General features: G+C 41.3%; 17 protein-coding genes and 1 tRNA gene. 3 read left to right on the forward strand and 15 right to left on the reverse strand.

All coding sequences use genetic code 11. From position 1 onward, the window contains the following. Positions 1 to 26 precede the first annotated feature (26 nt). Positions 27 to 1,589 (reverse strand): glutamine-hydrolyzing GMP synthase, encoded by a 1,563-nt coding sequence (guaA, locus tag N8N51_RS04155; protein WP_261103615.1) that lies wholly within the window; start codon positions 1,587 to 1,589, stop codon positions 27 to 29. Positions 1,590 to 1,730: 141 nt separating this feature from the next. Between guaA and N8N51_RS04160 the strand changes: the two genes are divergently transcribed. Then, a complete protein-coding gene (locus N8N51_RS04160) occupies positions 1,731 to 2,429 on the forward strand; it encodes a GntR family transcriptional regulator (protein ID WP_033687151.1) in 699 nt (232 codons plus the stop codon). Positions 2,430 to 2,471: 42 nt separating this feature from the next. On the opposite strand, the gene N8N51_RS04165 is transcribed toward N8N51_RS04160, so the two are convergent. The 9 genes from N8N51_RS04165 to N8N51_RS04205 form a co-directional block, all read right to left on the reverse strand. Beyond that, positions 2,472 to 3,368 carry a DMT family transporter gene (locus N8N51_RS04165; protein ID WP_261089535.1) on the reverse strand — a complete coding sequence of 299 codons (897 nt, stop codon included), beginning with the start codon at positions 3,366 to 3,368 and terminating at the stop codon, positions 2,472 to 2,474. An 8-nt stretch (positions 3,369 to 3,376) separates the two neighbouring features. Next, positions 3,377 to 4,312, reverse strand: coding sequence for a serine hydrolase domain-containing protein (locus tag N8N51_RS04170; protein WP_261103616.1), 936 nt, complete (start codon positions 4,310 to 4,312; stop codon positions 3,377 to 3,379). Next, positions 4,309 to 5,034, reverse strand: coding sequence for a CppA family protein (locus N8N51_RS04175; protein ID WP_261103617.1), 726 nt, complete (start codon positions 5,032 to 5,034; stop codon positions 4,309 to 4,311). Before N8N51_RS04175 ends, N8N51_RS04170 begins: the two co-directional genes overlap by 4 nt. Positions 5,035 to 5,157: 123 nt before the next feature. After that, complete coding sequence (gla, locus tag N8N51_RS04180) at positions 5,158 to 6,063, reverse strand: aquaglyceroporin Gla (protein WP_000348094.1); 906 nt, start codon at positions 6,061 to 6,063, stop codon at positions 5,158 to 5,160. Positions 6,064 to 6,222: 159 nt separating this feature from the next. Beyond that, positions 6,223 to 7,389, reverse strand: a complete 1,167-nt coding sequence (locus N8N51_RS04185; RefSeq protein ID WP_261103618.1) for an ATP-grasp domain-containing protein — start codon at positions 7,387 to 7,389, stop codon at positions 6,223 to 6,225. A gap of 12 nt (positions 7,390 to 7,401) precedes the next feature. Further along, positions 7,402 to 8,142 (reverse strand): esterase family protein, encoded by a 741-nt coding sequence (locus tag N8N51_RS04190; RefSeq protein WP_020903515.1) that lies wholly within the window; start codon positions 8,140 to 8,142, stop codon positions 7,402 to 7,404. Between the two features lie 20 nt (positions 8,143 to 8,162). Then, positions 8,163 to 8,987: an alpha/beta hydrolase gene (locus tag N8N51_RS04195; protein WP_033685208.1), complete on the reverse strand. Its 825-nt coding sequence runs from the start codon at positions 8,985 to 8,987 to the stop codon at positions 8,163 to 8,165. A gap of 136 nt (positions 8,988 to 9,123) precedes the next feature. Continuing rightward, positions 9,124 to 10,338 carry a tRNA uracil 4-sulfurtransferase ThiI gene (gene thiI, locus N8N51_RS04200; protein ID WP_261103619.1) on the reverse strand — a complete coding sequence of 405 codons (1,215 nt, stop codon included), beginning with the start codon at positions 10,336 to 10,338 and terminating at the stop codon, positions 9,124 to 9,126. An 8-nt stretch (positions 10,339 to 10,346) separates the two neighbouring features. After that, positions 10,347 to 11,489, reverse strand: coding sequence for a cysteine desulfurase family protein (locus N8N51_RS04205; RefSeq protein ID WP_261103620.1), 1,143 nt, complete (start codon positions 11,487 to 11,489; stop codon positions 10,347 to 10,349). Positions 11,490 to 11,627: 138 nt separating this feature from the next. Between N8N51_RS04205 and N8N51_RS04210 the strand changes: the two genes are divergently transcribed. Beyond that, positions 11,628 to 12,056, forward strand: a complete 429-nt coding sequence (locus N8N51_RS04210; protein WP_020903513.1) for a DUF6556 family protein — start codon at positions 11,628 to 11,630, stop codon at positions 12,054 to 12,056. Between the two features lie 44 nt (positions 12,057 to 12,100). Here the strand turns inward: N8N51_RS04210 and N8N51_RS04215 are convergent, their stop codons facing one another. From N8N51_RS04215 to N8N51_RS04230, 4 genes are all read right to left on the reverse strand, one after another. After that, complete coding sequence (locus N8N51_RS04215) at positions 12,101 to 14,404, reverse strand: DNA translocase FtsK (protein WP_314725846.1); 2,304 nt, start codon at positions 14,402 to 14,404, stop codon at positions 12,101 to 12,103. An 88-nt stretch (positions 14,405 to 14,492) separates the two neighbouring features. Continuing rightward, positions 14,493 to 16,445, reverse strand: coding sequence for a PTS fructose transporter subunit IIABC (locus N8N51_RS04220; protein ID WP_261103622.1), 1,953 nt, complete (start codon positions 16,443 to 16,445; stop codon positions 14,493 to 14,495). After that, entirely contained in the window at positions 16,442 to 17,353 is a 912-nt protein-coding gene (pfkB, locus tag N8N51_RS04225; protein WP_115253500.1) for a 1-phosphofructokinase, read from the reverse strand. Before pfkB ends, N8N51_RS04220 begins: the two co-directional genes overlap by 4 nt. Next, complete coding sequence (locus tag N8N51_RS04230; RefSeq protein WP_000920654.1) at positions 17,350 to 18,090, reverse strand: DeoR/GlpR family DNA-binding transcription regulator; 741 nt, start codon at positions 18,088 to 18,090, stop codon at positions 17,350 to 17,352. The genes pfkB and N8N51_RS04230 overlap by 4 nt, the downstream gene beginning before the upstream one ends. A 161-nt stretch (positions 18,091 to 18,251) precedes the next feature. Here N8N51_RS04230 and N8N51_RS04235 point away from each other — a divergent pair. Further along, positions 18,252 to 18,339: transfer RNA gene (locus tag N8N51_RS04235), tRNA-Ser, on the forward strand. Positions 18,340 to 18,417: 78 nt separating this feature from the next. On the opposite strand, the gene N8N51_RS04240 is transcribed toward N8N51_RS04235, so the two are convergent. Next, the gene (locus tag N8N51_RS04240) at positions 18,418 to 19,752 is read right to left on the reverse strand and encodes an Nramp family divalent metal transporter (RefSeq protein WP_000094601.1); all 1,335 of its coding nucleotides are present in this window, start codon (positions 19,750 to 19,752) and stop codon (positions 18,418 to 18,420) included. Positions 19,753 to 20,048 lie beyond the last annotated feature (296 nt).

Here is a 20,048-nt window from a genome sequence, read left to right on the forward strand (position 1 = left end):
ACTATAAGAGTAAAGTATTTATAGCTTTACTCCCACTCAACTGTTGCAGGTGGTTTACTTGTAATATCATAGACGATGCGGTTAACATGATCCACTTCGTTTACGATACGTACAGAAATCTTTTGAAGGACATCCCAAGGAATCTTTGCAAAGTCAGCTGTCATACCATCGATAGAAGTGATTGCACGAATGGCGATTGTGTAATCATAAGTACGACCATCACCCATAACACCGACTGAACGAACGCCTGTGTTGACAGTGAAGTATTGCCAGATATCGCGGTCAAGACCAGCTTTAGAGATTTCTTCACGAAGGATAGCATCTGATTCACGAACGGTTTCAAGTTTCTCTTCAGTGATTTCACCCATGACACGGATAGCAAGTCCTGGTCCTGGGAATGGTTGGCGCCATACGATATGGTCTGGCATACCAAGCTCTGTACCAAGGGCACGAACTTCATCTTTATAGAGAGTGTTGAGTGGTTCGATCAATTCAAATTGCATGTCTTCTGGAAGACCACCCACGTTGTGGTGTGACTTAATAGTTTGAGCTGTATCTGTACCAGACTCGATCACGTCTGTGTAAAGCGTACCTTGAGCAAGGAATTTCACATCTTTGAGCTTGCTTGCTTCGTCATCGAATACATACACAAACTCGTTACCGATGATTTTACGTTTTTGTTCAGGGTCAGAAACGCCAGCAAGTTTATCAAGGAAACGTTTAGCAGCGTCTGCTTTGACGATATTCAAACCAAACTTACCACCAAGCATATCCATAACTTGGTCTGCTTCTCCTTTACGAAGAAGACCGTGGTCTACGAAGATACAGATCAATTGATCGCCAATAGCCTTTTGGAGAAGAACCCCAACGACAGATGAGTCAACCCCACCTGATAGACCAAGAAGGACACGTTTATCACCGACGGTTTCACGAATTTTTTGGATCTGCATATCAATGAAGTTATCCATTGACCAGTCGCCTTTAGCCTTACAGATGTTAAGAGCAAAGTTACGAAGGATATCATTTCCGTATACAGAATGACGAACTTCTGGGTGGAATTGGATACCGTAAATATGTTTATCAGGGTTTTCAATGGCTGCATAAGGGCAGTCAGCTGATGTACCTGTACGAACAAAGTCAGAAGGAATTTCAGTAACTGCATCACCATGGCTCATCAATACAGTTTGTTCATCAGGTGTTGATTCAAAAAGAGCTGATGGTGTATGTGTTAGGGTTGATTGACCGTATTCACGATTTCCAGCATCACCTGCAGGAACAACTTTTCCTCCAAGTTTATGGGTCAATAACTGCATACCGTAACAAATTCCCAAAATAGGAATTCCAAGTTCGAAGATTTCTGGGTCAATATCAAATGAACCATCTTCATATACAGAGTTAGGACCACCTGATAGAATAATTCCTACAGGATTGATTTCACGAACTTCAGCAGCTGAAATTTTATGGCTTTTTAGTTCTGAAAAAACACCAATCTCACGGATACGGCGTGAAATCAGCTGGTTGTATTGGCTACCATAGTCCAATACGATGATTTTTTCTACATCTTGCAAATCAGTTGAAATGTTGCTCATCTTTTTCCTTTCTCAAAAGAAATATCTTTTTTCAATATTCTATCACAAATAAGGGCGAATTACCAACTAAACAAGGCGAAGTTTGACTTTTTCTAGTTTATTGGGGTACAATAGAGAAAAGATAGAAATGAAGTGAAAAATATGCTACCCGCTTATATGAAAATCCATGACCAGATTAAAAAGGATATTGACGAACATCGTTGGGTCATCGGTGAGAGACTTCCAAGTGAACGAGATTTAGCAGAGCAGTTTGCGGTCAGTCGCATGACCCTCCGCCAAGCTATTTCCCTCTTGGTCGAAGAAGGAGTTTTAGAGCGCCGTGTAGGAAGCGGCACCTTTGTATCCAGTACACGTGTACAAGAAAAGATGAGAGGCACAACCAGTTTTACTGAAATTGTTAAGTCCCAAGGTAAAGTTCCCTCTAGCCAACTCATTTCCTACAGAAAAACCATTCCCAATGAGCAGGAAGTTGCCAAGCTAGGAATTTCTCCTACCGAAAATATTATCCGAATGGAGCGGGTTCGCTATGCCGACCAAGTTCCTCTGGTTTATGAGGTTGCTTCTATTCCTGAAAAATTCATTAAGGACTTTAAAAAAGAAGAAATCACTAGTCATTTCTTCCAAACCTTGCAAAAACACGGCTACCGTATAGGCAAATCACAGCAGACCATCTATGCTCGTCTTGCTAAAGAAAAGATTGCCCACTATTTGGAAGTTGAAAAAGGACATGCTATTCTTGGGCTGACTCAGGTTTCCTACCTAGAAGATGGTACTGCTTTTGAATATGTAAAAAGTCAATATGTAGGCGAACGTTTTGAATTTTATCTTGAGAATAATTAGATTACTAGGCAAAAACTCTCTGTCACGGACAAAGAGTCTTTTTTATTTCTCTAACAATAAATCTTTCAACGAAATCAAAGTGACTGCAATTAAAATCATTGCCATACCAAGAAAATCAATAGGATAAAATTGTTCATTCATAATTAGGAAGGCAAAGAAAACCGCCGAGATTGGTTCAATTGAAGCCAACAAACTTGACTTAACCGGTCCAATCAAACTGGCTCCCTTTAAGAAGGCTGTATAGGCAAAGACAGTCCCGATAAGAATAATGCCCGCAAAAGCGAGGAGAAAATCAAGACTAGTTGGGATAACAGTCCGTAGAACTCCTGTAAAAGGAAGGGCGACCAAACCTGCTATGACCATTCCCACACCAATGACCAAACTGCTCCCCCACTTCTTAATCAAGGATATGGGCAAAATGATATAAAGTGCGTAAGTCAGAGCAGAAAAGAGACCCCAGAACAGGCCTGCAGGTGTCATGGATAACTGGTCCAATTGCCCATGAGTTGCAATCAGGAAGGTCCCCCCAATGGCTAATATGATTGAAATAATCTCTCCCAGTGTCGGTGCCACCTTATCTTTGATACAGCTATAAATCAAAATCCCGACAGGACAAACATACTGAAGCACCGTCGCCGTTCCTGCATTGGTCTCCTGAATAGCAGTTAGATAGGCGAATTGGTTGAGGAAGAGACCAATTAGAGCAAAAATAAGAAGAGACAGCAAACTCTTTCTATCCTTTAAAAAGGCCAGCATTCTATCCTTTGCAGTAGCATAAGCCAAGACCATGAGAATCCCACCGGCGATTAAAAGTCGTAAGTTAGTTAAAACCAGAGACGAAATTCCATGTGCCATCAGGTATTGGCCACTCGTTCCTGACAAGCCCCAAGCAATCCCAGCCACAACTGTTAATAGAGTCCCTTTTAAACTGTTTGACATGTCTCTCCTTACTCTTCTTTGCGAATCAAGTCCATCACTTGATTGCGGTCTATAATCCATTGAGCCCTCTCATCCTTTTCATAGGTACGATTCGATAGGAAAATGACCGCTTCTTGCTTCTGACGATTCCACATGATAAAGGTACCTGTATAGCCCGTATGGTCTAGCCAATCTCCTTCCAAATTCCATGCTAAAGAACGTTCCTTGTCATCCAAAGTAGAAAAATTTTGACTCAAATCTCTTGCAAAATCATCTGCTAAATAGTGTTCTAAAAAAATTTGTAAATCCTTTACAGTCGAAAACAAACCAGCACTACCAGCATGTCTGCCTAGGAGGCGAGCCTTGGGATCATGTACCAGACCTGCCTCTACACCTCTAACTGTTGGAACAGCAAGTTCAACAGGACCAAACTGGGTTTCCGTCATTCTCCAAGGATTCCACACTTGTTCTTGTAAAATCACATCCAAGTCTTGATTAAAGATTCTTTCCAAGATAAAACCTAACAGCAAAAAATGGACATCCGAATACAGAAAGGCTGGCTGACTTCGTCTCTTGAGATGAAACATCGCTTCCTTTAATTCTGAGGCTGTTAAAAGGTTTCGATTTGGAATAAAAGGATCAAGATCTGTAGCGTGAGTCAAGAGCTGACGAATAGTGATATCTGGATAATCACTTTCAGGTAAAAAATCGGTTACTGGTCTATCAATATCTAATTGACCTTTTTCCCACAAGAAGGTAAAAACAGTGCCAACTCCAACAACCTTGCTAACACTGGCTAGGTCGTAAACTAGTCCTGCCTCAGTATCCAAGCCATGTTCTGGGTCACTATGTCCTACATAGATCTCCGTCCATTGATTGTCCTTAAAATACGCAAAAGAGGCTCCGGGATAAATCCCTGCCTCGATTTGCTCTTCTATTTTTTTAATAATCTTGGTCCATTTCATACTTCTTCAAACCACAATTCAACATTATTTCTATCTTTACCAAGGAAGAATTTTTCAGACTTAGGAATAAAATATTCGGTAGACTCAAACTTCTTGCGAAGACTTGCTATGTCTAGTTCATTGACCAAGAACTTGAGCATAGATAAGTCCCAAGTAACCGTATTATCCACAGTTAAATCTTGCCCCTGAGCTGTAATAAAATCAAGGGATGCCTCAATTTCAGATGATTCCAAGAAACTTTCAATATCAGTTGGGAGATGTAATTCCACAGAAATCTCAAATTTACTTAAAGAAATTGATTCCAAATCTGTTTGAAATTCAGGTTTTTCTTCTACTTCTACTAGACTTTCTCTATCATCTTCTGCGTGAATCAAAATCAAATCACCTTCTGGCGAGTAAATTTCAAAAGCGTAGCCGTTTTGACCTTTATATAATTGATGAATCGAATCTGTTTTAGCTAATAAGGCCTCGATTTCTAAGGGATTTTCTACCTTGACAATCAATCTAGCTAGTTTTTTTCTCCCCTCTACCTTACGAGTGCGCATACTTGGAGCTTCTTCTAAAACCAGCTTTTCTAAACCTGTTTGATCACCTAGTGACAGAAAGGCTGACTCTTCTAATAAGGCCTTCATGCCAAGGGTTCCTATATAAAATGTTTCATTTAATTTTCTATTATTAACTTTTAAAGTAGGAATAATCCGTACAATCTGATTTACATTCATAAACTCCTCCAACTCTTTTATTTTAAAGGATTTTAGAATTTTTTACAAGAAATTATGCTCAGATTTACTTTTTTTTCGTAAAATTTCATCTAAAAAACCGAGGATTTCCTCGGTTTCAATTTCTTATAGGTAAAGGAATTTGAAGATAGCTACTGCCGCAATTGCTGCTGCGATCGGTGCTACTACTGGTACCCAAGAATACCACCATTTTGAATCGCCTTTGTGCTCACCAAGAACTGATTTTGGAAGGAAAGCATGAAGGAGACGTGGTCCCAAGTCACGGGCTGGGTTCAAGGCAGGTCCTGTAGGTCCACCAAGTGATGTTACCAAGGCCATAACTAGGAAACCTAGTGCCAAGTGAGCAATTCCAAGACCAGATGTCATAAATGGTGCTACTTGTTCTTTAGCTTGGTCAAGTGCTGCTGTTACTTGTTCTTGAGGAATGGTTTGACCTTGAGTAGTTGCTTGTGCAACTTGAGCATTAATAGCCGCTTGTGCTTTTGATACTAGTTCAGCACCAAAGAAGTTTTTAGTCATTCCAAGAGCTGCAAAGAAAAGAACAAATGAACCAACAAACTCATTTACAAAACCATTAACAGTTGCTGCAAAATGTGATTCTTTTGTACCATTATCCAAACTTGAAATGGTTGAGAAAGTACCCAAAATGTTGTTTGGATTTTCAGTTTTCAAGTAGTATGGGCGGTGTGTTGCCACAACCAAGGCTTGACCAAAGATAGCACCCAAAACTTGTGCGATGATATAAGGCGCAACTTGTGCCCAAGGGAAGAGACCGCTGATCGCAAGTCCAAGAGTGAAGGCTGGGTTGATGTGGTTTCCAGATACGTTACCAAACATTAATGCTGGGATCATAACCCCCATACCATAACCAACAGCGATAACGATCCAGCCACTTTGGTGACCTTTCGTACCTTTAAGTTCAACGTTGGCAACTGCACCATTTCCAAGAATGATCAAAATAGCAGTGGCCAAAAATTCAGTGGCATATTTAATTGCCCATGTGAAATCCATTTGATAGATTCTCCTTAAAATTTTTTAGACAATCCTTATTCTATCAATTTTTATATCTTTTAGCAACAGGTTTTCTAAAAGAATATATGGGAAAGCGGTTTTATTTCTCTTATTGAAACAAAAGGATTAAGGAGGTGCATTTCCTTAATCCGAGAGTTCTTATTCTTGACGTTGTCCGAAATCTGCAATCATCTGCTCCATTTCTTGTCGACTCGGAGTTGTCAGCATATACAGATAATCTCCTTGAAGTTCCGCAAAGGCCGCTGGCATGATTTTTTTAACCTTGAACTGCTGGCTATATTTGGAAAGCAAGTCCTCCTCAGAATAGACATAATGAGCATTTGCACGACGGGATGTAGCTAAACAAAACTGAGGTTCAAAGTCTGACGCTGGGAACTCTTCTCCTGCTACAATAGCAGCATAGCCACGATAGAGGTCCAAGGAATGGGCAAAGTTATAAACATCAATGGTAAAACCACCTGCAGGGCGGTTATTGTACTCAATGGCGATGTAATCATCCCCTTCACGGAAGAACTCAATATGGAAGAACCGTTCTTTCATACCAAATTCTTTGACAATCGCTTCCCCATACTTGCGAAGTTTAGGATCCATATCCTTGAGAACGTAATAAGAATTGTCCATCTTGTAAATCATGAGATCAAGCGGTGTATAGGCGTAGTCAAAAGTTGTTGAAAAGACAATCTTACCACCCTTGTCTACGAGCCCGTCAAAGGTACAGATTTCACTAGAAGTAACAAATTTTTCAAAGAAATAAACGGTCGAATGGTCCCATTCTTGCTTAAAGTGATTGATATCATCTTCTGTCTCGAGCTTAAAGGTTGCGGCTGCTCCCACTCCATTATCAGGTTTGGCAATCATTGGAAGACCAATTTCTTTCACTGCTTGATCAACATCTGCTTCCGTCTTGATAACAGCTCCAGGTACCACAGGGACACCTGCTTTTTTGAAAAGTTTCTTCATTTCAGACTTAAATTTCGTCTTTTTGAGATCCTCTGGTTTAGCACCAAAAACATTGAATTGCTCACGAAGACTTGCGTCCAACTCTAACCAATATTCATTGTGGGATTCGATGCGATCAATTGGGCCATGTTTATAAAAAAGAAAAGCAACTGCACGTTTGACTTCATCTATGTTCTCAAGATTGTCTACACGGAAATACTCGGTCAGGCTATTGCGCAAGGGCTCATCCAATTGCTCGTATGGTTCTTGACCAATTCCCAAGACCGTGATGCCTTTATTAGCTAGTTCAATTGTAAACTGTTGAAAGTTTTGTGGATAGTAGGGAGAAATAACAAGGTAATTCATAGATAACTCCTTTTATAAATAGAGATTTCCAAGGAAATAAGGCATTTGTTTGCGCCACCATTCCCAGTCATGGGCGACATCGTGTCCCCATTCAGCAAACCAGGCTGGAATTTGTTTCTGGTCAAAGGCTTCTTTGAGCTTGTAGAAAGATGGTAGACCGTCTTGTTCCCATGCACCAAGACCCGTACACAGCACAATCTCTGCCTGACGATAACGATCAATAAACCAGCCGTCGTTCTGGTTCCAGATATAATCTACTGGCGAGTTTTGGTAAATAGCATCGTCATTGTAGTAATCGCCGACAAAGAAACGTGCGTCGTAAACACCACTAAGAGCTATCACCTTGGTAAAGACATCTGGATGCTGGAGGAAAAAATTGACAGCATGGTAGGCGCCCATCGAGCAACCTGTCGTCATCATACCATCAAACCAACCTGTCTTATGCTTGATAAAAGGAATGGCCTCTTCAATCACATAGCGTTCGTAGGTACGATGCATCTCCGCCTGGTCATGACCATGTTTCCAAGTGGCCAACCAGCTCTCACTGTCTACACTGGATAGGGTAAAGAACTGAACACGGCCTTCCTCGATAAAGGAAGCACAGGCATCAATCATGCCAAAATCATAGTATTCATTGTGACTGCCACCTGATGAAGCAAAAACCACAACTGGAATCCCAGCATGTCCATAACGGTTGAGGTACATTTCACGGTTGAGATGACCACTCCAGTGGCTAAGGTTTTCAATATGCATTGGCTTTCTCCTTTTCTAACTTACCATTTCTCTGCAAAAAATCTCAGACAGTCTGGTAAATTCTCCGACCAAGGGATTTCACTATGGATGGCACCAGACTGAACTTTCAAGACAAGATTATCTAAGTGTACCCCACCTGCTATCAAATCATGGTAATACCGAAGAGACGAATCGATATAGGCTTGTTTGATATTACCAGCCATCAGGGTCTTGTCCGTATCATCTGCTTCTTCAGTTCCAACATAGATAAAGATACGCTGGTCAGGCGATAGTTTCTTTCGTTCAATATAGCGATTAAAGGCTTCTTGATGGAGCCAGTTGGCAGATGAAAAGACGCCCAAGCAACCAATTTGGTCTTGGTATTCCAAACCGATAAACTGGGTAATATTTCCTCCTAGTGAAGACCCAATCATAGCCGTATGCTGGCGGTCAGCTTTAGTACGGTAGGTCTCATCGATAAATGGCTTGACCACCTCCATAACAAACTCGGCATACTCCACGCCCTTACCGCCAAATTGCTGTCCTGGGATAGGAGATTCTTGGAACTTCCAAGCCGCATACTCATTCATCCGCCCCATACCATCATTGTCAATGGCGACGACAATCATGCGACTGATATCAGGATTACGCTTAATAGCTGGGATAATCTTCCATGAATGGCCAATGAAAGACTCCTTGCTATAAAAAACATTTTGCCCGTCATGAAAGTAAACAACAGGATAGGAACGATCCGTGTCTTTCTCATAATCTTTAGGCAGAAGAACACGTACACGACGCTCCTTCCCTGTATAAGGAACCTTGAGTTTGTGTTCTTTCATTTTTAAATAAAAGTAGGATTGATTCATTGTCAGAAAACTCTCTATATTCAAAATTTTATTTTATTATATCACAGTTTAAGAAAAAAAGTTAGTTTTGCTTCCATTTTTGGATTAAAAACTAACTTTTTTCATTTATTTTTCTAAATTCTTTTGGATTTTCTTATTAGAGCAGATTGTCAATCAAGTCATCCACTTCATCTTTTTCAGCCTGCGGTGTAATCTCAGTAATCATGATTCCAGCTACAGCTCGCTCAACTAAATCTTCAACATCCATGCGTGCTTCATACTGCTCTGCATTCTTAATCTTAGGATTAGTCTTTGGACGATCTGGTGCAAAAATCGTACAACAGTCTTCAAACGGTTGGATTGAAATGTCAAAGGTATCGATTTCCTGGGCGATGTCAATGATTTCCAACTTATCCATTGTCACAACTGGACGGATGATGGGAGTGTTGGTAACTGCATTGATAGCCTGCATGCTCTCCAAGGTTTGGCTAGCTACTTGACCAAGACTTTCCCCATTGATGATTACTAAACCATTTCGTACCTCACGAATACGGTCAGTAATCCGCATCATAAAACGACGCGTCAAGGTCATAAGGTAGGCTTCTGGCGCTTTAGCCTTGATTTCCTCTTGAATCTCTGTAAAAGGAACTTCGATAAACTGGATATTGCCCCCAAACTTGGTCAATTTACGGGTCAAATCTTGGGCTTTCTTGAGAGCGCCTGGACTAGTATAAGGTGGGCTAGCAAAGTGAACGGCCTCAATATCCACCCCACGCTTAAGAGCTAGATAACCTGCCACAGGTGAGTCAATACCTCCTGACAACATAAGCATCCCTTTACCTGAAGTTCCAACTGGCAAACCACCAGCCCCACGAATAGTTTCATAAGAAAGATAGGCTGCTTCTTCACGGATTTCCACCTGAAGATTGATGTCAGGACTTTTCATTTGAGCTTGCACATTTGGAATGGCTTCGAAAACAGCTCCTCCAAGTGTTTGATTGAGTTCACGACTATCCAACTCAAAGTTGTGGTCGCTACGCTTGCTAGAAATTTTAAAGGTCATGCCTTCCTTATAGATGTCCTGCATAATCTCTTGGACAGAAGACTTCAGAACTTCTACAGATTTTTCAACCTTATAAACAGGGGAAAAGTTTTGAATTCCAAAGACTTGTTTGAGCGATTCTGCTACTGATGTGTAATCTGCTCCATTTAGGTAAGCGTGGGCACGGTCGCGATCTGCCGTTACCTTAACTTGGGGATAGATAGACAAAACGTCTGAAATATTATTGCGAAGTTTATTGATGAAACGCATACGGTTTTTACCCTTGGTTGACAGCTCACCGTAGCGAATCATAATTTCTGAATATTGCATAAATGCTCCTATCTTACTTTTCTAGTTTGATTGTAAATCAATTTTAACTTGGTCAAAAACTGCTCGACCTGACTCATATCATTTTCAAGGTCTAGGCTAAGACGCACAGCTGACTGGGCCTTATCTTTATCCACTCCCATGGCAATCAGGGTTCCTGCAGGTTTCCCAGCCTTGGACGAACAAGCCGATGTCGTTGAGATGAAAATATCATAGTCTTCAAAGGCGTGAACGATGACTTCACCACGAACTCCCTTAATTCCAAAAGTTAGGATATGAGGGGCAAAATCTTCCTCATCTGAAAAGACAAAAATATCTGGATAATCCAGAAGTGCTTGACGAATCACTGCCTTCATCTGCCCAGTCTTGCTCCTAAAGATATCTAGCTTTTCCATAGATAAACGGAGAGCCTTGGCTGTCGCTGCAATTCCTGCCACATTTTCAGTTGTCGAACGGTAATCACGTTCCTGACCACCACCTGTTAACAGAGGCGTAATCTTCTTGCCAGACTTGATATAGACAAAACCAACACCACGAACTCCGTGGAACTTGTGACCAGAGAAAGTCGCGAAATCCACTCGATCAGTCAAATATTTTTCAGTCGGAATTTTAGCAAGTGCTTGAACCGCATCAACGTGGAAGGAAATAGTCGGCTTGTCTGCTAACAGTTCTGAAATAGCTTGAATAGGTTGAATCGAGCCAATTTCATTGTTCACAGCCATGACGGAAACGAGGGTCGTATCAGGTCTTATCAAATCTGCTAGTGCCTCAACATTCACAAATCCTTCCTCATTAACCGGAGCAAAATCCACTTCAAAACCTTGTGATTTCAACCAAAGAGCTGATTCCTTAACTGCTGGATGTTCAATGGCTGATACGATGATGTGCCTACCAAACTGAGCTTTTTCAAAGGCTACACCCTTGATGACCCAGTTATCTCCTTCTGTCCCACCAGAAGTAAAGAAGATTTCATCGCTTTTCTTACCGATTAAATCTGCAATCTGTTGGCGCGAAGCATCTAAGATTCGTGTTGCCTGGTCTCCCAAACGATGGAGACTAGATGGATTTCCTAAAATTTTTGAAGCGACCTGCATATAGGTTTCAAGGACTTCAGGATAGGGCTTGGTCGTCGCCGAATTATCAAAGTAAATCATGTTTTCTCACGCTTTCTAAAATCACTTCTTCTATTGTATCATGAAACGGAGCTTGCGACAAGAAAGGGCAATTCCTCTTTTTTTAAGATTTTTTTAAAGAAATGCGGTATAATAAATTTTAATTAAAGGAGAGAATGTATGTCTAATTATCGTAGAACTTCAAAACCAAAAACAGAACACATCAAAAAAGGCTTCACGGTCTTTCAAAAAACCGTCGCTACTATCGGTAGTATCCTCGGCTTAATTACCGCAAGTATCACTATCATGAACGCCTTGGATAATAACAAAAATACTAAAAAAGAACCTACGACAAGCCAGACGACAACAATTGTCAAAGAAATTCAAAAGGAATCCCCTCAGGAAAATACTAGTCCCAATAAGGAAAATAATACTAGTCAAGAAAAAACACAACAAGAAGAAACACCAAAATCTAACGTCAAGGGAGAGAACAAAGAAGAGCAGAAAGCAGCAACTCAGGAATCTACTACTCCTGCTCCAAGTAAGCCTACTACTGAAAATGAAAAACAGTCCAATACCCCAACTTCGGAAAATAAAAGTAATCAGTAGCCAGTAAAATAGCTTCCCTCCAAACTTGGAAAGAAGCTATTTTTTTATTGTTGTAAAACTTTTCTTGGTTTGGTACCTTCAGCTGGACCAATGACACCTGCCATCTCAAGCTCTTCCATGAGACGAGTCGCACGGTTAAATCCAACTGACAAACGACGCTGAATCATAGATGCGCTGGCTTTCTGAGTTTCGATTACCAAAGCCTTGGCTTCTTCAAAGAGCGGGTCACCACCAGATTCACCATCTGAAAATTCTCCTTCATTTTCAGAAACCTCACCTGGATCAAAACTCTCATCGTAGTCCGCATCTGCCTGAGCCTTGATAAAGTTTACGATGCGTTCAACATCATCATCCGAGATAAAGGATCCTTGGAGACGAACTGGATGATTTTCATCGATTGGTTTAAAGAGCATATCTCCACGTCCAAGCAGTTTCTCAGCTCCATTTTCATCCAAGATGGTGCGCGAGTCTGTACCTGATGATACCGCAAAAGCCACTCGAGATGGGACATTGGCCTTGATCAGACCAGAAATGACGTCAACGGATGGACGCTGGGTTGCAAGAATCATGTGGATACCTGCAGCACGCGCCTTCTGTCCGAGACGAATGATAGCATCTTCCACTTCCTTGCTGGCTACCATCATAAGGTCAGCCAACTCATCCACAATTACAACAATGAGTGGTAGCGGAACCTGCTTGTACTCAGACTGAGCATTAAACTCTTCTACCTTGGCATTAAAACCTGCAATATTCCGAACTCCCACCTTGGCAAAGAGTTCATAACGATTTTCCATTTCATCCACGACCTTTTGCAAAGCCTTGCTAGCCTTACGTGGATTGGTCACAACTGGAATCAAGAGGTGGGGAATATCATTGTAAACAGACAACTCAACCATCTTAGGGTCCACCATCATAAACTTGACCTGGTCGGGTCTTGCTTTCATCAGAATGCTAGCGATAATGCCGTTAACCGCTACTGACTTCCCTGAACCCGTTGAACCTGCAACTAGCAAGTGGGGCATTTTAGAAAGGTCAAAAGCTCTTGCGGTGCCATTAACAGCCTTTCCTAAAGGAATTTCCAAGAGATTTTCTGCTTTTGTTTGAGATTGTTCCCATAGTTCGCGGAAAGATACAGTCGCAATCTCAGAGTTGGGTACTTCGATTCCGACTAGGGATTTCCCTGGGATAGGTGCTTCAATCCGGACATCCTTGGCTGCCAAGGCTAGAGCGAGGTCATCTGCTAGATTGGAAATGCGGTTAACCCGTACACCGACTGCTGGCTTGACTTCATACTTGGTCACTGACGGCCCAATTTCAGCCCGTTCAACCGTTACCTTAATACCAAAACTAGCAAAGGTTTCTTCTAAGATTTTGATATTTTCCCGAACGATTTTCTTCTCTTTAGACTGGTCTTTGGGTTTATCCGGTGCAAAGAGTTGTAAGCTTGGAAGTTTGTATTCAAGAGCCTCCTTGGCTGAAAAATCGACCTGAACATCTTCGTCATCAGAGTTATCTCCCTGTTCAGGGAATTCAAGTTCAGCTTGAGGCAGGATGATTTCTGGTTCTACCCACTCTTCTTCTGGAAAAGGTGGAACGTCAGGCACAACATCTGCTGTCAGAATTTCACCTGTTTCCATATCAATAGGAGGCAAATCGAGTAAGGCTTTTTCAGCCTCTTCTTGTTCTAATCTAGCCTCTTCCTCAGCCTTTTGGCGAGCTTTTTCTTCTTGTTTAACAAAGCGTTCCTCTTTTCGACGCTCATGCCCTTCTCGCCATTTGGCAAATCCTCTACTGAAGAATTCAGCAATATCGTAAACAGACCAAGGACTGATTAGGAGAGCGCCTGCTAAAATCAAGATAGAACCAATAAAGTAAGTGCCGATATTTGAGAAGAGAAAGGCTGTTGGCACATAGAGTCCAACACCAATCAAGCCTCCACCAGCAAAACTGGTCGTTCGAAAACCAGTTAAATCCGTCACAACCTGAGCCATGGTTCCTTTTAGAACGGACTTGTCCAAACCATATTTCCAAACCAAGTAAGCCTCGAAAATCAAGAGCAAACCAGCAAATATGGTTAAAAAGCCTGATAGGAGTCCTTCCTGTTTTCGTATCCACTTGAAAAAGAAGAGGTAGAGCAGGATACCAAATATTGCCAGATAAGCTAGGCTACCCACCAGCAAGCGAATTAAATTGTAAAGAGTTATACCCGCAGCCCCTAATTTGAAGGCTGCGAAAATCAATAAAATCGCGATTCCCAACGAAATCAACATTCGTTGAATCGCTTCTTTTCTTTCGAGTTCTGCTTTAGACGGTCTCCGTCTTGTTTTACTTGTATTCTTGTTTGCCATTCTTCTATTATACCATATTTCACAGGCATTTCGGAAAGAGAAAAAGACTGCACCAAACGGTCCAATCTTTTCATTTTCTATCTAAGTTTTATGCTTGTGGTTTGCGTAGGTAACCATAGACCACACCACTTACGATTGCTCCTACCAAGACTGAAACGAGGTAAAGAAGAGCATTTGAAGTAAGCGCGATAACGAAGATTCCTCCGTGTGGTGCCATGAGTTTGATACCAGTAAGACCAACGAGGCCTCCTGCTACTGCTGAACCAAGGATGAAGCTTGGGATCGCACGAGCTGGATCAGCGGCACCAAATGGAATCGCTCCCTCAGTGATAAATGACAAGCCCATGATGATGTTTGTCAAACCTGAGTTGCGTTCTTCCTTAGTAAATTTATCTTTGAAAAGAAGAGTTGCGACAAAGATTGCAAGTGGTGGCACCATTCCTCCAGCCATAACTGCTGCCATGGCTACAGAACCACCTGAAGAAACAGACGCTGCAAGCGTACCTGTACCAAAGACATAAGCCGCTTTGTTAACTGGTCCACCCATGTCAACAGCCATCATTCCACCAAGGACGATACCAAGAAGGACAGCTGAACCGCCTCCAAGACCGCCGAGGAAATCATTCATAGCAGTGTTGATTGCTGCCATTGGGATATTCACAGCTAGCATGACAAATCCAGTCAAGATTGTTCCAAGAAGTGGCAAGAGAAGGATTGATTTAGCCCCTTCAAGTGAACGAGGAACTTTAACGTATTTCTTGATAGCAAGAACCAAAGCACCTGCGATAAATCCACCAACAAGGGCACCTAGAAAACCAGATGAGACACCTGCGAGAGTTGAAGTTGCTTCACCACCTGCGGCATAAGGAATTTTACCAAAGGCAAAACCTTCTTTGGCAATAGCACCAGCCACGAAACCTGCTACCAAACCTGGTTTTTCAGCGATAGAGTAGGCAACATAACCTGCAAAGACTGGAAGCATCAAACCAAAGGCTGCACCACCGATTTTCATGAACATAGAAGCTAGTTCATGGTAGGAACCAAGATTACCAAGATTTTCATTTGGAACACCCAAAGCGCCGTCAATCAAGAAGGCAAGGGCAATCATGATACCACCGCCAATAACAAATGGCAACATTTGAGATACACCACTCATCAAGTGTTTGTAGAAGGCACCACCAAGGCTTTGTTTTTCGTTAGAGGCTGTTGCAGCTTTTGCACCATTAGCGGCACGGTAGACTTCCGCTTCTCCTGAAAGAGCCAAGTTAATCAATTCTTCTGTTTTACGGATCCCGTCAGCCACTGGACGATTGATCAATGGTTTGCCATCGAAACGATCCATCTCAACCGCCTTGTCTGCAGCTATGATAACAGCTTTAGCCTTGCGGATGTCCTCAGCAGTTAGTTGGTTTCCAACACCGCTAGCACCGTTGGTTTCAACCTTGATTCCAACACCCATTTCAGCAGCCACTTTTTGAAGGGCTTCTTGAGCCATGTAAGTGTGGGCAATACCTGTTGTACAAGCTGTAACAGCAACGATAAAGTCACCAGAGTCATTGGTAGGTGCTTGAACTGGCTCCTCAGCTTTTTCTGAAGCTTGGTTAAAAAGTTCGATAACTTGGTCAGCTGATGTTGCTTGACGAAGTTTATCAGCAAAGCCATCTTTCATCAAGTATTGAGACAATTCTGCCAAGGCTGCCAAGTGAGTATCATTGGCGCCTTCTGGAGCAGCAATCATGAAGAAGAGGTCAGTTGGTTGTCCATCTAAACTTTCATAGTCAACACCCTTGTTTGATTTAGCAAAGAGAACAGTCGCTTCTTTTACAGCAGCATTTTTGCTGTGAGGCATTGCGATTCCATCACCCAGACCAGTAGAAGTGAGAGCTTCACGCGCCAAAATTCCTTCTTTAAATGTTTCAAAATCTGTTACATAACCGTGGTCTGTCAAACTTTTAATCATCTCGTCGATGACAGCTGTTTTTTCAGTTGCCTGCAAATCCAGCAACATGACATCTTTTCTCAATAGGTCTTGAATTTTCATCGTTTTTCTACCTCAACTTTTTCATATGTTTCTTTAATAAATTCTGCCGTTGCCAAGTCATCTGAGAATGTCGTTGCTGTTCCACAAGCAACTCCCCATTTGAAGGCTTCTACTGCATCTTTAGATTTGACAAATTCACCTGTAAATCCAGCAACCATAGAGTCACCAGCTCCAACTGAATTTTTGACTGTCCCCTTGATTGGTTTAGCAAAGTAAGCTCCCTCAGATGTGACAAGAAGGGCACCATCACCAGCCATAGAGATAATCACATTTTGAGCACCTTTAGCCAGTAACTCTCGCGCGTATTTCTCAATTTCATCTAAACTTTCGAGTTTAATCCCAAAAATCGCTCCAAGTTCATGATTGTTTGGTTTGACCAAAAGTGGCTGGTAGTCCAAACTATCAATCAAGGTCTGTCCTTCAAAGTCACAAACCACTTGCGCACCTGTCTGACGTGTCAAGGCAATCAAATCCTTGTAGATTACATTGCCTAGATTTCTAGCACTTGAACCTGCAAAGACAACCGTATCTTCTGCTGTCAGACTTGAAAGAATGGCTTTTAACTCTTCAAGTTGTTCGGGCTCAACAGTTGGACCCGTTCCGTTGATTTCTGTTTCTTGGTCTGCTTTGATTTTAACATTGATACGAGTATCTTCTGCCACTTGAACAAAACGTGTCTCGATTTCTTCATCAGCCAAAGTATCTGTGATAAATTTACCAGTAAAGCCTCCGATAAATCCCGTCGCTGTATTTGGAATATCTAAGCGCTTCAAGACACGACTGACATTAATTCCTTTCCCACCAGCAAACTTATCATCACTGTCCATACGATTGACACTACCGACTTGGACTTGGTCCAAACGAACGATATAGTCAATGGATGGATTGAGTGTGACTGTATAAATCATACTTCTATTACCTCCGTTTTCTCCTTAATAGCCTGCAAGAGCTCATGCCCTTGACTTGTGATAACAATAGCTCGTTTGAGTGGTGCTACCTTAGCAAAGCAAGTTTGTCCAATTTTTGATGAATCCACCAAGACATAGGTCTGTTTGGCATTCTCCAAAATAGCTCGCTTCACAGCTCCCTCCTCCATATCAGGAGTCGTATAATAGCCATCGTCCACACCATTCATCCCGATAAAGGCACGGTCAAAGTGCAATTGGTTAATTTGGTTAAGAGCAACGCCCCCGATGCTAGCATCCGTCGCCATCTTGACACTACCTCCAACCATGACAGTTGGAATCTGCTTTTCAACCAACTGAGCAGCATGGTGAATCGAGTTGGTCACGACTGTAACATTCTTATTGACCAATTCATGAATCAAAAAAGCAGTTGTTGTTCCAGCATCGATAAAGATGACATCTTGTTCCTTGATGAGAGAGGCTGCCTTCTGAGCCAACAATTTCTTCTCTTGAAGGTTTTTGACAGATTTTTCTTGAATGGTTTCTTCTTCCTGCAAGGAATGGGGCAATTCTGCTCCACCATGCACGCGACGAAGCTTGTTTTCCGCTTCCAACTCATCCAAATCTCTTCGAACCGTTGATTCTGACGTTTCTAACAAACTAACTAATTTTTCTAGAGAAACTACATGATGTTGATTTAACTCCTCTAAAATCAGTTGCTTCCGCTCTGTTTTTAACACTGAATCACCTCCTGTTATCGTTTACACTATTCATTCTATCACACTTTCTTTCAAAGTAAAGCGCTTTTTGTCATTTTCTTTCAAAATCTATCATTTTTCTTATTTCCAGAATTTTTATTGCAAGATAAGTGGCTTTATGGTAGACTATTTGAGTAAGTATTGGAAGATTACTCAAGAGGCTTAAGAGGCCGTGTTGGAAACGCGGTAGGCGTGTAACAGCGTGCGTGGGTTCGAATCCCATGTCTTCCGTTTATTTTAAAAAAGATACCCAAGAAATCTTGGGTATCTTTTTTCTTATATGCTTGTTTTATAACTCGGGTGAATTTCTTAGAAAATATCAAATAACAATTTCACATTGAGAATTGTTAAGATAATGGAAACGATATAGCCAAGGATGGTATTCCATTTGGCATTGGTAAATTCTCCCATCAGTGATTTCTTAGAAGTTAGATAAATCAGTGGGAAGATTGAAAATGGAAGAGCAATCGAAAGAAAGACTTGTGAATAAACCAATAACTGATCTAATGTTTTTTCCTGATGACCAAACAGAACCGCTACAATCATGACAGGCAACAAGGCAAAGAGACGAGTTGCCAAACGAATGAACCATTGAGGTAATCTCATATGCAAGAAACCTTCCATAACGATTTGTCCAGTCAAGGTACCCGTAATTGTCGAATTTTGACCACTGGCTAATAAAGCCAAGGCAAACAAGGTTGATAAGGTCGAGCTAGCTATAGCTCCTGCAATAGTAGAATCCTGCAAGGCATTATACATTTGAGAGAAGGCAGAAATCTCAGATGCATGGCCGAAAAAGAGAGCCGCCCCGAGAATTAATAGAAGGGAGTTAACCACAAAGGCCAAGGATAATTGGAGATTTGAATCCCAGGTCATAAAGCGCACGGCTTTTCGAACATCATTCTTGTCCTTGTGATTGATTTTCCGAGTTTGTGACAAGGAAGAATGCAAATAGAGGTTATGGGGCATAACCGTTGCTCCCACGATCCCTAGTGCCAAGGTTAATTGACTTTCATGCCCTGGCAAGGGACTTTCAAATAAGGTTGCATTCGGTAGATAACCCTCAACGATTCCTTGGAAGCTTGGATGTGACAAAGCTACCAGATAGGTAAAAATTGCTAGAATGGTTAAAATCAGTGTTGTCACAATAGCTTCAATCTTCTTAAAGCCAAATTTCATCAGAAGCAATAAGAGAAAAACATCCAACACGGTCAAGAGAATTGCTATCATAATCGGAATCTTAAAGAGAAGATTGAGAGCAATCGCTGAACCTAGAACTTCTGCCAGATCTGTCGCCATCAAGGCTAATTCTAAAATCACCCATAGACTATAACGAAGCCATTTAGGTGAATGATGAGCCGTTGCTTGAGCCAGGTCCATCTGGGTTACAATACCAAGCTTTCCTGCCATCTGCTGAAGTTGCATGGCAATGAGAGATGAAATCAAGATAACAAACAAGAGACTATACTTATAGGAAGCACCACCGACTACACTGGTAATCCAGTTTCCTGGATCCATATAACCAACTGCGACAAGAGCACCCGGACCTAAAAAGGCATTTAAATTTTGCCAGAAATGATTGTTATTTGGAGTATCGATAGATTGATTAATCTCAGAGAGTGACACTTTTTTATGAGAAGACATAGATACTTACCTCTTTCTAAACCTACTTTTTCATTATTTTCTATTAGAGAAAAATAAGATTGACTTTAAACTATTAAAACAATGAAAACTATATGAAAAACATTTAGTTTTTTCATTATTTTTCTTAAGGCACCTTAATTATAACAGAAAATATGATAAAAACTTAAGAAAATTCAGGACTTGATTTAATATTTAGGATACAACAAAATGTTGTATTCTTTTTTTGCAAAAGAATACCAAAGAATAAAATAAAAAACGTTGTAAAAACAACGTTTTAGAAAGATTTACAAAACAAT

This window comes from Streptococcus mitis, from assembly GCF_946188685.1.
Taxonomy (GTDB): Bacteria; Bacillota; Bacilli; order Lactobacillales; family Streptococcaceae; genus Streptococcus; species Streptococcus mitis_CC.